The organism is Microbulbifer agarilyticus (assembly GCF_020171345.1).
Lineage (GTDB): Bacteria > Pseudomonadota > Gammaproteobacteria > Pseudomonadales > Cellvibrionaceae > Microbulbifer > Microbulbifer agarilyticus_D.
This window is the reverse complement of sequence record NZ_JAIUZM010000001.1, coordinates 1426672-1440888: the sequence shown is the minus strand read 5'-3', so window position 1 is coordinate 1440888 and position 14217 is coordinate 1426672. Positions and strand designations below refer to the sequence as shown.

The window sequence follows — 14217 nt, the reverse complement described above, 5'->3', positions numbered from 1 at the left end:
TTGCAGCACAGATCGTAATGATCCATATCCAGGAAGGCGTACCGACATCCAGTTCCAAGTGGGCTGCTGACCTATACCACCTCAAGGAGCTTCACGCGAGGAAATATACTACAGAAAAGCTACTCATCCTTTCTGGATCCAATAGCCTTTTCGGAATCTATACACCAGCGCTAGAGAATGCCTATGGGATACCCACAACAAATTTTGGTGTACACGCTGGGCTTGGATTACGTTACATTCTCGACCGAAGCAAGCGCGTCCTAAATAGCGGGGACATCGTTTATCTGCCACTTGAGTATGCGCTGTATCAAGATTCAAAAATTCCTTCGTCACAACTTATGGATTTTTTAATCGCGCGGGATCCTTATTATTTTCGCACGCTACCTGTGCAGGAACGGCTCCTAGGATATACAAACCTTCCCATATCGAGAATTGTTGAAGGGCTGCGCGGAGGTAACGACCGTTATCAAGGCCAATCAGCGAAACTATATAATGTCGCAAATGTCGACGAATCTGGAAATCAGCTTCAGCACTCCGTCAGCCCGCAAATGTCCAACCGTGGGCAGTTAGCCACTCTCAAAGCCAAAGATATTGCTGACGGCCATCTTACCAGTCATTCGCAACGCGTCCTTTCTGAATACTTCGTTTGGGCACGCAAAAATAGTATTTGTGTTATTGGCGCACCTCCTAACCTGCTAGACAATCCCGAATATCATTCAACACGGTTCGATGAGTTTTTTGATGTGGTTCTGGATTTTTATGCAAGTAATGACGTGCCCTTCGCCGGTCATCCGCGCAACTATTTACTACCGATAGACCTGTTTTTCGACACTGAATACCATCTAAATACTAAGGGCATTAAATTACGTACCGAATTGACAATATCTCACCTAGGAGAAGATCCTCGCTCGCTATGCGGTAGGTACGATGCATAATTTCTGAAATTTTCAGTCGCCTATTCTCATTGAATCCTGCTTTGCCCCTACGGCGCCAGCCTTTGCTGCTTTCCAAATATTAGGGCGATCTTGCCAATACAACGGTTAAGTGATCCGACACCTAGATCCACATCAGGGTCGATACTAACCGGGCGAGCCGTCAAGAATCTGAATATTATCTGCAAGCTTGCCGACAGAGTATGAAAGATACGCACTGAAGTTTTCTTTCCGAGTGGAATATCACCGAGTACAACGTCAGGTATCACCTTAAATGTCGCACTAATTGACTCTGGGTAGGTGTCATCGTAAGGGCGATACCGAAGTCCACGCTTCGCGCACTCAAGGATATGCTGTTCATTCGCAGCGCCGAAGTTTTCGCCCAAGGGATAAACCATCAACTCTCGCTCGGGCAACCTGGAATCTGGGTATCCGAGTTCTAACAGTGCTTCGCTGCAGATCAGAGATGCCGCTATTGCCACATCTGGATCCATCTTCGACTTCCAGCCGTAGATGTTGTCAGCCGAAATTTTCTTGTCTATATCGCTTTTCCAAGTCTCTGAAGCCACCCGGACAAGCTCAGCGCCTTTTCGCTCAAGCATTTGTGGTTCAAATTCTTCGCCGATAAACTGGCAAATCTCTGAGACTTTTTCCGCCGGGTCAGTGACAAGATCTTCGTAGCGAACGGTAATGCTGTTTGCATCCTGCGCAAAGAACTTCGAACTTTTCATATATACGCCCATCCACCGGTAAAATTCAGCGATATATGAAGTGGATAGCCCGATATTTTTAATCACCGACGGTATTGAATCACGCGGATCGCGAATAATACGAATAATCTTCGCATCCGGGAAAAGGGCTCTAATGGTGTCGACGTAGAATAAGTGGCGGGGCGTCTTCTCAGCCCAACGTTGCTTACCTTGTACCTCTGCAAAAGCTTCAGGTATTGCTGCGTAAACTGCCTTTACAAAATCATGCCGGGTATCGAGTTGTTTACGTAAATGTTCATTGCTCAAGCCAAAATGACTCGCAAGACTTCGACCATCTGGATATCGGATTTCGTCAAGCTGCTCTATTGTCTTCGCAATCCTGTTATTGCTTTGCGCCAGTGACCTTGCGCGCTTGATCGGCAACGCCCTGAACAGGTCTGTTTCTGGGCCACAGGCAATGCGGCTGTGACTGCCGATAATTGCAGACAGCAATGACGTACCAGACCGTGGCGGGCCTACAATAAAAACTGGCGCGGTACTGGCCGTCGCGGTTACTGCTGATTCCAATGTGTCGTCCTATCCAATGTAGTTTTTTGTGAATACCACAAACAGGTAGCCTGTAATCACGCCCGGTAACAGGAATGCGGTATAGATAATTTCACGTGTAATGCTCATCAAGCCTGCTTGCCACTTCAGGTAAAGCTGGAGGGGTACAACGAACAATGGATATATGCCGAGGAATACCACAGCGGCATAAAAGCCATATTCATACAGGAAAAAAGGTAGGCCAACGCTCAGAATCATTGCCCTCGATAGTGCAATGGGTAACATCTTCTTGGGTTTGCCCGTTGCTTGGTAATATAGCCCCAAACCACGGTAGCGATCCGCAAATAGGCCAATGGCTAACACTGCAAGAAATGGACCCGCCTGGCTATACCGGTCATCATATAGCACTTCAATTAGTGTTGAGCCGCTCACAAATAGGAAACCACAGAAGCCGCAAATGATGAGATCCAACGGTAGCCGAAATCGATAATATACATTTGAACAGTTTTCGCCTTCACGTACTGCCCTGCTTAGCGCCGGGTACATCACTTTCTGCATTATGCTATTTAGTGCACCCCTGACTGACCCAACGATAAAAATTGCAATGGAATATATGCCCATTTCCGCTGCAGTAATGTCGAAAGCCAAAATTATCCTGTCGCCATTAAGCACCCAGTAACCAAGCAATGACGTGGCGAAGATCCATTTCCCGAAATGAAAAATCTCGCGAGCATGATCCCACTGCCATTTCCAACGATTGTTATATCCCGGTAGCAAGATATACTCGGCAAGGACTTTGGCAACATTTGCTACGATGGTCCCCGCAACCAAGGCCCAAATTGTAGGGGAGTATGTAGCCCAGGTGACCATCGTTATGATCGATAAAAGTTGTGACGCAAGCTCTATCGAAGTAACTCTCGCCAAGCGAAGTTCGCGATTTGAAGTAGCGGATTTCGTCGAGCGGAAACCGCTAACGACAAGACTAAATGCGAGAATCGCGAGTACTGCGGGCAAATCCGGATCAGCATAGACGCTTTCTGCCGGCAAAGAAGAACTACCCACCCAAAGTGCAATTGCTATTCCAAAGATAATCGCGGCTAGGGAAATCCCGCGAAATATTTGCAGTATCCACGCGGTGTCAAGGAAATCTCTGTGTGTACCGGCCTTACTCTGAATGATACTTTTTTGGATGCCGACATCAGTGACCATCTGTATCCCGGCAATCACGACATTGGCAAGCGCCATGATTCCGAACATCTCGGGGGCGAGCAGTCGTGTCATGATCAGGTTACTAGCCAAACGAAATATTTGACCAAATGCGTAGCCACCAAACACCCAAAATGCCGCGCTGCGAATCACATAGCGGTTAAACCCTTGTCCAGTACTAGCAGGTGCTTCAGACACCGGGTTACTCATACGTACACCGCAGTGGTTTCTTGTGCTTTGCACTCACTAATTTGCACGAGCGCCCGCTCAAATAGTGTGGCAGAAGTTGTCCAGCTACTTTCCTTGACCGACTTGCTGGCCGCGCCGGACATCAACTTCCATTCATTATCATCGAGTGTCAGTGCCCGGATGATTGATTCTGCCTGAGCTGAAATATCGTCAATACCGTTGAGATAGCCATTAGTGCCATCGCGGATATAATCAGGTGCGCATCCACTACGGGTCGCAATTACCGGACACCCACAGGCCAAGGCTTCCAATATTGGGAGCCCGAACCCCTCGCTTCTGCTACTGAAAACATAGCCTCGGGAGCTCGAGTATATTGCCCGCAATTCTTCTCGATCTGGGGATAGAACAAACTCAACACCGTCGGGGAATTCAATTGAAGGGCTGGGAGCGCTTGCTCCAAACAAAATCAGTCTCGCTTGCGGAACAATCTGTCTTGCTCTGGAAAACGCCGCGAGCGTGACATCGATGCCTTTAAATTTTGACTCTGAATACATGCCACACACGGTAAACGGTGACATCGTTATATTTGCCGGCCGATAAAATTCCTCATGATCCACCGCGTTTGGCACGAGAAATGTATCGTTGTCACCATATTCAGTCGCCATCACATGCGCCAACCACTCGGCGATGACTATTTTTGGAAGACTAGTCTCGTACGTTTTCTTGACCCGTGCCACTGGCATTTCATCATGTACTTCATAGTGCTGCACGAAATAGCATTTGGCGCCCTTTTCCACTGGAAAATGCCGCGTCCACTCTACGGTTTTCCACCAGGTGGTGATTAGTACATCGGCAGATGGGAAGCGATCGGAATTGGACATCTGGTCAGGCGACAAAGTAATGATATTGACACCGTGTAACCGGGAAAAATGAGAATGCTCAATAGGCGAATTCTTGGAAAAACGCCTTTTTAATAGCCGCTTTAGGCCGTTTGAGAACCCACCGTACTTATATTTTGGGCAGACTATGGTAACTTTGTGGCCTGCATCTGACAGAGCCTGAGCATAGATAGCAACGACGCGGCACCCACCACTAAGTGAGGGTACCGGAAATGCGAAAGTAATATTCATCCGTGATTTCGCCTTGTGGTCCGTTGCTAATTTTATCGCCCCTGGTCGGCATGTGTAAATGATTGGAAGACAACGATGTTTTCTTATCGCGGTGGTCAATTTCGCGCGTTCGTCACATTTTTTTGAGGCATTTAGGTAGTACCATTCATATAGCTCAAGCACTGCTGTCATCGCACCGTGAATCCGTTACGAGCTGTTCGTCCGTCGGTTTATAGTTTTCGACAGTTCTCACCAGTCCGAAAATTTCTCTCTCGAGAATCGAATGCAATATGGATTTATGTATTCGAGCTTTCATCCAAATTAGGGATTATCTTTCATGAAGTACTTTTTTATTCATTGCGTAATTTGTCTATTGCTCGTCGGTTGCGGAGGCGGCAGTGGATCGGACGGCGGCAATAATAATCCCCCCGCTGATAATCGCGCACCAGTAGCGGAGGCCGGCAGCAACCAAAGCACCATGCCGGGGCAATCAGTGATCTTGAATGGTGCGGATAGCTCGGATGCAGACGGCGATACATTGAGCTACCAGTGGTCTGTTGTGCAGGCACCATCAGGAGCAGAAACCAGCTTTTCCGCTTCGACCAGTGTGGAAACCAATTTTTCGGCGGATATTCCCGGTACCTATGAAATCCGCCTGACCGTAAACGATGGCGCAGCTTCAGATACGGATTCCGTGAGTGTCGTCATAGCGGAAGATAGTGACGCTCTTGTAGCCAATGCCGGGACCGGCTATTCCGGGGCCGATGGGGAAGATATTACACTTGATGGGCGCGCCAGCACCGGACCTTCCGGCGAGTCGCTAACCTATAGCTGGTCAATCACATCGGGCCCGAGTGATTCTACGGCAATACTTTCTGAACCTAATAGCGCGACCCCAGTACTCAGCTCTGCGTCTGTGGGCAGTTATGAAGTCACACTCGTCGTAACCAGTGAAAGCGGAGGAACTGACTCCGATATCGCCCATATTCTGGTCCTCGACTATCTTCCCATTACACAGGTTGTGGAACACTACACCCAGATCCTGCCAGCGGATGATACTCGGGTTATCTATGTAAGTAGCCAAGAAGGCAACGATGCAAATGACGGCCTGTCCTCCAGTACACCGGTGCAGAGCATCCAACATGGGGCGCGCCTATTACGCGACGGCCATCCCGATTGGCTCGCGCTGAAGAGTGGCGATACATGGGAAACAGGCATTGGCGGCTGGATCAAGTCTGGTCGCAGTGCATCGGAGCCTATGGTGATTACTAGCTACGGGATTGGCGAAAGCCGCCCTCTGTTACGCACACGTGATGAGACCGCATTCCGCTACCAAGGGGGTGGCGGTAGTCCGGAATACGTGGATTTTCTGGTAATCCACGGCCTGCACTTTTACGCGATTTCTCGCGATCCAAACGCCGGGAACAACTTTACCGGTGTGTCGGATGACCGGGGTATTACCTGGTTTCGCGGAACCAACGGCCTCCTTATCGAAGACAATATGTTTGAGCTGTACAAAGAAGCTATTACCCTCGAGGAAATAGACGGCTTCCACATTAGGAACGTCCTGATCAAGAACAATGTATTTATTGACTCATATAATGTGACCGGCAGTCATGCCCAGGGTATTTATCTCGATAAAACAGACAATGTACGTATAGAACGCAACATATTCGACCACATCGGATGGAACGATTCGGTTGCCGGTGCAGAGAAAACCATGTTCAACCACGCTATTTATGTTCAAACCACTAATCGTGATATTGAAATCGTTGACAACATTATCACCCGGAGCTCTAGCAATGGAATTCAGTTACGATCAGGCGGCTTGATGGACGGCAATGTACTGGTGCAAAACGCGATAGGGCTGATGCTAGGGGGAGACCAGGCCCAAGGCAATCCAGGCGTGATCAAGGATAATATTGTTCTACATGGAAGTGATATATCTGCTAGCGAACCGCGAGGCTGGGGTATCGATCTGGCGACTGGTATAGTCTCCGCGGAAATCACCGACAACATTGTCGCTCACGAAGAATCGATTTCGGAAAACCTTATCGCAATTCGTGAGAGTGACTTAGCTACACGCTCTGGCAACGCGGTATACAACTGGGGTGCTCAGTCGGAACCCGCCAGTAGTTTCGTAAACGCCGCGCTGACAATCAATGATTTTGATAGCCATGCCGGTGGAAACGGCACGATGGAGTCCTTTTATAATAATATCCGCGCTCACTCGCAGCGGTCCCCTAATCCGAATTATGATGTAGAAGAGATCCGTCAATACTTCAAAGACGCGTTTTCGCCAGCGCAGTAAGTATTCGCATCAGATATAAAAACGGCCGCCTGGTATTCCAGGCGGCCGTTTTTATGCTCAAATTTATGACCTATTGCTCGCTAAATCCATCAACAAAAAATTGTCTTAGTTGCCTGACCGAATAATCAGGATTCCAAGTTAATCTCGATTGTGCGCGGATATTGCCGATGAACGAATCATAGGTACCGGCACCACCCATGAGTTGATCGAACTCTTCGATTGTGCGTTCTGGATCTATGTAATTCCCAGGGTCATCGGTACCCTCTTCCCATTTATAAACAATGTTGTTGATGTATGTCGCATTTTCTGACTCCTTGATCGCAAAACGATTACTTGCATCACTCATCACATGCGCAACGATATTGTTCTTCACCAATCCATTATTCTGCGTATTGAAATCAATACCCCAACCTCGACGGAGATCACCCGGGCCAATATCATTACCATTTAGCACCACATTATTTATGATCTGTCCATCGCTCGGTGAATTTGTGGCGCGACCTAATAATATGGAAATTGGGTTCCTAATCAGGAAGTTACCCTCGATAATTCCACCCGGTCGTAGCTGCATGCCATGGCTTGAGCTGCGAGAAATAATATTGTTTTTTATGTCGATATCCGTGTTGTCACTCTGGATATAGATCGAGTGGTTAAATTTTGTGGCAACCGCACCTGGATAAGTCGCGTGCCAACCGTTGTGATCAAAGATGTTCTCTTCGATAAGAACCCCCTCAGTCTGCGATACATAAATGCCCTGAGAGTGCGTATCGGTTGCATAAGAATCGACAATTACATTTCTACGGATTACCACGCCACTGATATCAAGATTGTCCAGATCATGAATCTGAATACCCTCTTTATAATGCTCGATGTAATTATCTTCAAACAACAGGTAGCTGCAGCCTCGATACCAGTTGATCCCGCGGTTTGTCGATACCTGGGTAAAACTGGGTGAATCGGGGTCCCGTGTTTCGGAATAAAGATGAAGTCCACTAAAAACAAGGTTATCTATGATCAGTGGCGATCCGCCCCCACCGGATGCGCGCAAACCATCTTTGGTACCGCTCATCAAGAGCGGTCTTTTGGTACCCTCGCCGTAGGCAGTCACAACCATTGGCTCAGATGCGGATCGTCCGCTTTTGACCCATTTGCCCAGCCCCTCCTGCCATTCGTCACCAATCTTTAGCAACAGCCAGTCAGGGCTGCCATCTCTCAGTAAATCCTTCCCGCGGGTAATGCTATTAACTGCTGTTTCAGGAGTCAGTCCGTCGTTTGCATTATCCCCGGTGCTGCTGCTTACATAGATCAGACGCGAATCAGACGCGGGTAAAATTGTGGTAAAGCCCGCCTTTTCAATGGTAATTGGTATATGTGAGAAAGATGAACTGACTTGCGCAACGGTTACCATTCGCGTCGTTTCTGCCGTTGCGCCGGCGGAATCTGTGACACTGTAAATCAGTTCGTAGGTGCCTGGCGTTGTGGTATCGACCTCCCCGGCGACATCAATTTTCGCGTTGAGATTTCCGTCCTCTGTATCGTTCGCTGTCGCACCCGGATCCGAAAATTCTGTATTCTGCTCCACTTCTAGAGAGGCAGCTCCGTTTAAATTGATCGTAGGCGCGTTGTTTTCAGCGACATTTACCAGTCGTTCGATTGATGCGGATGCGCCATCGGAGTCCGTAACCTGATATCCGATAACGTAGTTACCCGGTACATTTGAAGTAATCGGTAAGCCGGTAACGATTATTTGGTCGGTCAAGTCTCCGTCCTCACTATCGTTCGCCGTGGCGCCCATATCTTCGTACGCTTCACCGTGGTGCAGTTGGATATTGTTGGCACCAACCAATTGAATCTCTGGCGGACTGTTGGTGTCGCCATCTCCCGGATCCGGTGGATTCCATCCTCCACACCCTGTACAAATGAGCATTATCAAAACGTACATTGAATACCTGGACATTCGTTACCTCGTCTCTCGCAGTACAAAAAAGCAGAAAAAGTATGGGTTAGCCGCTTTTCTTTTCCAGATTCAGACGAGAATATTTGCTTCGATTGACACTTTTTGTGAAACGATTTACTAATCGGTCACACCATTTTCCATTCTATAAGAACAAACTACTAGCTTGCACAACAGGCAAACCATCAAAATATTTCAAACGCTTATCTCCGCGTCGCGTGCTAGTGTCGCATCCGTCGTGGCTTGTACGCCTATGCCCACCAGCTCGTGAAAATTCGATGCTCGGATTAGGGGACCCTGACAAGGGTGTGACCCTTCCGATAGCGCCATAGGGAAAACTAACCAAGTGCGAATCCGTGCAAATAGCAATAATGGTGCGCATTTACCCTGTCTCCTTTCGACTGTGTCAATGATCTTCGCGCCGTTATGGTATTATCCCATCCGTCATCTATATCGATACGGCCTACGCGATACATTTAGTTATCGATCGCGCATAAGGATCAACTTACTAAGTAATTCCTTCATTCCACTCCCGAAAAGGAGACATCTCAGGAGTATGGTGGTTTTAGTGCTATCGCGTGTTTTCTACGCCAAGTGATAGCAGGTAGAAATTGATTATCAAACAAGGATGTTAAGATGCATGACTGCAGACGAATGGCAGTTCTAATCCCAGAATTTCCCGGACAAACACATATTTTCTTTTGGCGTGAGATTCAGGCGCTCCGCGAAGCGGGCAACCATGTCGAAATCATATCCACGCGCAAACCGCGCGCAAAGAACTTTCACGAATTTTTTTCTCAGGTTAGCGATACCTACTACCTTACGAAGATCCCAGTCATACGACTGATTGCGCACATCCTGGCAAATCTACCTTGGCTGATGCGTTCAGTACTATATTGCTTTCGGCTACAGGCTAGCTTTTCAGACAAGTTGCGCACCCTGTTATTTATTCCGCTCGCAGCGAATCTTCAGTTGTATTGCAAAACAAAAGAGATAGGACATATTCATGTCCATTCATCTGCAGATGCATCACATATAGTAGCGATCGGTGCCCTGTCGGGTAAATTCACATACAGTGTCTGTATTCATGGCAATCTCAATCAGTATGGCCGCAACCATCCAGAGAAGTTATCAGGCGCTTCTGCAATTATCACTGTGACAGAACCGCTGCGTAGTGAAATTCTGGACGCACTTCCGAACTACCCTAGAGATCAGGTACACGTTGTACCAATGGGTGTAAATGTGAGCAAATTTTTGCCACGTACTTACGCGGAATTCGGCACCAAACCAATCATCTTGACCTCCGTAAGTCGATTGGCGTATGTCAAAGGGCACACCTATACGCTGCAGGCATTAGCGCAACTCCCAGAAAACCTTAACTTCATTTATAAGATCGTCGGTGACGGCGAAATGCGGGAGAAGCTCGAGCAGGAAGTGCATGAACTCGGACTCACCGACAAGGTCGTATTCATGGGCTTCAAAAAAGAGCAGGAAGTTAACAAGATTTTACAGACAACAGATATTTTTGTATTAACAAGTTTTGGCTTCGGCGAAGCTGCACCTGTAGCAATCATGGAGGCGATGGCATGCGGTGTTGCTACCGTATGCTCAATTATAGGTGGAACAAGAGACATGATTACGGACGGGCATGACGGCATGCTTGTGCGGCAAAAAGATGTTGAGGATATTAAACGAGCTATTTTATTCCTTCTGGAAAATAGTGGGAAAATAAAAGCCATCTCGGAAAACGCTCGTGCAACTGCGGAAGAAAAATTTTGCCACCGCCGTGTAGCCAACCGGCTGGCACAACATATCATACATGCCTGACCTGCTCGATAGATTCGAACTCACTCGACGTTATTGCTTGCCTATATATTTTTTCCAGTGCCGAGCCTTTATTTTTCCATGAATATAGCTCGGCTTGCTTCCTTGCCGCTAAGGCCATATCAAAAAGTCTCTTAGGGTTGTCCTTCAAAAATCTGATTTTCTCAGCTAACTGCTTTACAACGTGCTCTCGGGATATTGGCTCTATCTTAAAACCACTATTTTCCGTCACGTATTCACCGATTCCGCCATTGTTTACGACCAGACATGGCGTCCCGGCTGCCATCGATTCCATCACAACTGCTCCGCCAAATTCACGAACCGACGGAAAACAAAAAAGATCTGCATCTTTGCACTCGGCCGGTACATCAGCGTGCGGAATCCAGCCTTTGAAATCTACCAGAGCAGTTAACTTGTTATTCGCCACATAATCCGTTAGCTGTTTCCTCTGGGAACCGTCTCCAACGATAGTAAACTGCAAATGTTCCTTATCCGTTTCGGAAAGTTCAGCCAGCGCTTCCAAAATCATATCACAACCCTTATATGGCTCCAGTCGGCCCAGAAACAGGAGTTTGAACATGGACCTAGCATTTGTAGACTTACCTTCACAGAAGCTGCGACTTTCCGCCTCTTTTCCAATTTGCAAAGCGGATTTATAGAACATTTCGTTGGCGGCATTTTCATACATCAAACGCATCTTGGCGGACTGTGATGGGAATACCTTTTTTAACCAGGAGTCTGTGTATGACGAGCCCGTCAAAATTACGTCAGCATGCTTGTAGGTCGCACGATAGCCGGGTACCAGCCATACACCGACACTGCGGATCCAATTGAAGTAACTAAACTCCCGTCTTCCTATGTTCCGAAAGGCTTCTGGATAGGGAACACCACCGTTTACAGGCCCAAGAATGAATTTTGTTTCTCGCTCAGATTTACGACACGCAGCGGCAATAGAATACGGATATCGCGGCATAATTGGCGTCAACGCATGGACGATTTCATAGTCACCGTTGGCGACATTCTCCGCAAATTCTTGATCAACGAAACGGTTAAAGAAGAAATAGATTGGAAACTGTAGCAGGTGGCGCAGTGGCCAAACAGTTCGCCCGCGGAAAGTCGTGAGAAATGCTATTAGTTTGTAGTAGGCAATCTCTGTGCGTGTCTGCTCATAATAAGTAATGTCGCTGGTATGTCCTGCGCGATAAAGCGCTTCCTTATTCCGACAATGTGTCACCAAATGAACATCAGCAAAGTCACTTATAATCTTATAAAAATTATAACCAACCAGCGGAACCGAGCTTAGCTCTGGATTACAACTTTCAATTACCAACAGTACTTTAATTTTCATTTTGTCGGCCTAGTGCTGAGTCATTCCACTGCGAATTCCAGTATTTATCACCGGCGCTCGTTTACCAAAAATTCGCGTTGCCAACTTCGTTATTATCATAGTGCTGATTTTTTTTGGATTAACGGGATAATATGTTTTGGCTTTAGCCTTAAGCCCTGTCAATCTTGATATTTTCTGAACAATTTCGGGAAACTTTTCTTGATCCGTTAGTTCATCGAAGTTGACCTCCAACACATCATTCGATACTCCACTCCAAAATTCAAAAAAGTCGTCTACCTTTTGTTTATATAGATCAACATCATTTACCAGACCCCAAGACTGAGTCGATCGAAGCGTCTGGTCTACCGGCCTACGTAATAGAATGACATGTGACTGCTCAACAAGCTTCTCGATAGTCGCTCGCATATTTTCAGGCGCGGCCTGAGGAAAATGGGTTTTGACAACACACCTCCCGATCTGCAGACCATTATTGATATATTGGTCCCTATTCATCTTACTTCTAAATAGCTGGTCAGCATCGACATATAGCGGTTTCTTCGCCAGCTCTGAGAAATTATTCAATAGCAAGTCTATCGCCAAGTGTGTTCCGGAACGCATAACAGACGCTACTATAATTGGCTTACCACTACCCTTGGGGATTATTCCAGGCGGGCACACCACACGCGGGTTTGTAAATGGCACTAGATGTTTACCTATTACATTAATCAGACTTCTAAACATATCCACGATTTTTTCACAATTTCTCTGAAGATTTTATTGAGCTGGCAGTTGCACAGCCGAGTTTCCTATTATGGGTTCCCGATCCGCAGATTCACGTCGACGTGATTTTCGAAACTTATGATTCGCACACATACCGATGGCAGCGCCATACAAAAAGAACACCCAATTGTGTTGCGAAGCATTTGGAATCTGATCAACCATCAGCATTGCGATGGTCACGCAAAAAGTCGCACATACCTGAGCATGTTGTGGATCACGAATCTTACTCAAAAACGCTTTGCCATTTTTTACTGCTAACATCGGTAGTCCAAGGAATACCAAATAGCCAAGTAGACCAAACTGGGTAAACTTGATAATCCAGTAACCATCTGTGACCACACCATCAATACGGTTACGGTCCCACCCTCCCCAACCGAACAGTATTTTTTCCTGACCATGTGCAAGCATGATTTCTTCATTTCCAAATCGGAACGCCAACGAACCAACCTTATCAGGCCCAAAAACGGCGGCCAGCTCCAGTAGTCTGTCGTGAGGGATGTAGTTAAACATGGCCAATATTGGATAGAAAAATACAGCGGATGCAATTATGTACGCGCCCAAAGTCGATAGTCTTGATGGCAAGACCGCGAGCATAAGAAAGCCAAGCGTACCCAGGAGCCAAGCCCCAACAGACTTACATATCAAGAGAAGGAATAATCCATACAGAACAAAGACGATGTTTGGCAGAATGAAGATCTTTTGTTTCGCTTTCCATAGTCCGGTCATTGCGAGCAAGACAACAACAGAAAAATTAGCAACCAATAGCCCGTGCCCCATGAATACGACCGGCCGGTATCCCCCAAATCGGATTTGCTGATTAAACGCATGGGGGAAAAAGCCATAGATCCATGTGTGGAGCTGCGGGCTCAGCACCACTTCGATAATCATCAACGGCGAGTAGAGAACCCCAGCAATTGCGACCAGTCTTAGGACATTAATGCCATCTTTTATGTCTTTGACAAGAATTGACGCGAGGGCAAATGGAACCAGTGTAAATGCCATCTGAAATGTCATTGAAATTAGGTCTTTAGGTGAAAGGGCAGGTTTCACCCGTACTCCCGTGAACACAGGATCGAGATTTGTAAGTACCGTCAGGCTTGAAATTAGCAGGCCGGTAACAAGTAATAACTTGCTGCTGAATGTCGGCGGAAAGCGAAACTTTACCTTTTTAATAAGAAAGCAGCCGATGAGTGCGCTGTACGCTGCAACATTTTGCTTGTCTATATTGGGTAAGATAGGAAGTACAAATGCGACCTTCTGAGGCAGAAACATATATGCGCCAAAAATCGTCCAGAAGGTAGCCGTCAACGCACTATATTTTCTGTATAG

General features: G+C 47.0%; 10 protein-coding genes. 3 read left to right on the top strand and 7 right to left on the bottom strand.

Annotated features, from left to right (window positions below; all coding sequences use genetic code 11):
* The first annotated feature begins 17 nt into the window (after nucleotides 1-17).
* The gene (locus LCM31_RS06070) at nucleotides 18-935 is read left to right on the top strand and encodes a hypothetical protein (RefSeq protein ID WP_224868390.1); all 918 of its coding nucleotides are present in this window, start codon (nucleotides 18-20) and stop codon (nucleotides 933-935) included.
* Between the two features lie 47 nt (nucleotides 936-982).
* On the opposite strand, the gene LCM31_RS06065 is transcribed toward LCM31_RS06070, so the two are convergent.
* From LCM31_RS06065 to LCM31_RS06055, 3 genes are read right to left on the bottom strand one after another with little or no spacing between them, the layout of a single operon-like run.
* Nucleotides 983-2209 (bottom strand): sulfotransferase family protein, encoded by a 1227-nt coding sequence (locus LCM31_RS06065; protein WP_224868388.1) that lies wholly within the window; start codon nucleotides 2207-2209, stop codon nucleotides 983-985.
* A gap of 9 nt (nucleotides 2210-2218) precedes the next feature.
* On the bottom strand, nucleotides 2219-3604 hold the full coding sequence (locus LCM31_RS06060; protein ID WP_224868386.1) for an oligosaccharide flippase family protein: 1386 nt from the start codon (nucleotides 3602-3604) through the stop codon (nucleotides 2219-2221).
* Complete coding sequence (locus LCM31_RS06055; protein WP_224868384.1) at nucleotides 3601-4884, bottom strand: glycosyltransferase family 4 protein; 1284 nt, start codon at nucleotides 4882-4884, stop codon at nucleotides 3601-3603. The genes LCM31_RS06060 and LCM31_RS06055 overlap by 4 nt, the downstream gene beginning before the upstream one ends.
* 145 nt (nucleotides 4885-5029) lie before the next feature.
* Between LCM31_RS06055 and LCM31_RS06050 the strand changes: the two genes are divergently transcribed.
* The gene (locus tag LCM31_RS06050) at nucleotides 5030-7003 is read left to right on the top strand and encodes a PKD domain-containing protein (RefSeq protein ID WP_224868382.1); all 1974 of its coding nucleotides are present in this window, start codon (nucleotides 5030-5032) and stop codon (nucleotides 7001-7003) included.
* A 70-nt stretch (nucleotides 7004-7073) separates the two neighbouring features.
* Here LCM31_RS06050 and LCM31_RS06045 read toward each other — a convergent pair whose 3' ends face one another.
* On the bottom strand, nucleotides 7074-8945 hold the full coding sequence (locus tag LCM31_RS06045; RefSeq protein ID WP_224868379.1) for an immunoglobulin-like domain-containing protein: 1872 nt from the start codon (nucleotides 8943-8945) through the stop codon (nucleotides 7074-7076).
* A gap of 666 nt (nucleotides 8946-9611) precedes the next feature.
* On the opposite strand from LCM31_RS06045, the gene LCM31_RS06040 reads away from it, so the two are divergent.
* Complete coding sequence (locus tag LCM31_RS06040; RefSeq protein WP_224868378.1) at nucleotides 9612-10784, top strand: glycosyltransferase family 4 protein; 1173 nt, start codon at nucleotides 9612-9614, stop codon at nucleotides 10782-10784.
* Here the strand turns inward: LCM31_RS06040 and LCM31_RS06035 are convergent.
* The 3 genes from LCM31_RS06035 to LCM31_RS06025 all read right to left on the bottom strand — a co-directional run bounded on the left by LCM31_RS06035 (nucleotide 10771) and on the right by LCM31_RS06025 (nucleotide 14160).
* Nucleotides 10771-12129 (bottom strand): glycosyltransferase family 4 protein, encoded by a 1359-nt coding sequence (locus LCM31_RS06035; protein WP_224868376.1) that lies wholly within the window; start codon nucleotides 12127-12129, stop codon nucleotides 10771-10773. The two genes, LCM31_RS06040 and LCM31_RS06035, sit on opposite strands and share 14 nt — an antisense overlap.
* 9 nt (nucleotides 12130-12138) lie before the next feature.
* Complete coding sequence (locus LCM31_RS06030) at nucleotides 12139-12810, bottom strand: hypothetical protein (RefSeq protein ID WP_224868374.1); 672 nt, start codon at nucleotides 12808-12810, stop codon at nucleotides 12139-12141.
* Nucleotides 12811-12882: 72 nt separating this feature from the next.
* The gene (locus tag LCM31_RS06025) at nucleotides 12883-14160 is read right to left on the bottom strand and encodes a hypothetical protein (protein WP_224868373.1); all 1278 of its coding nucleotides are present in this window, start codon (nucleotides 14158-14160) and stop codon (nucleotides 12883-12885) included.
* Nucleotides 14161-14217 lie beyond the last annotated feature (57 nt).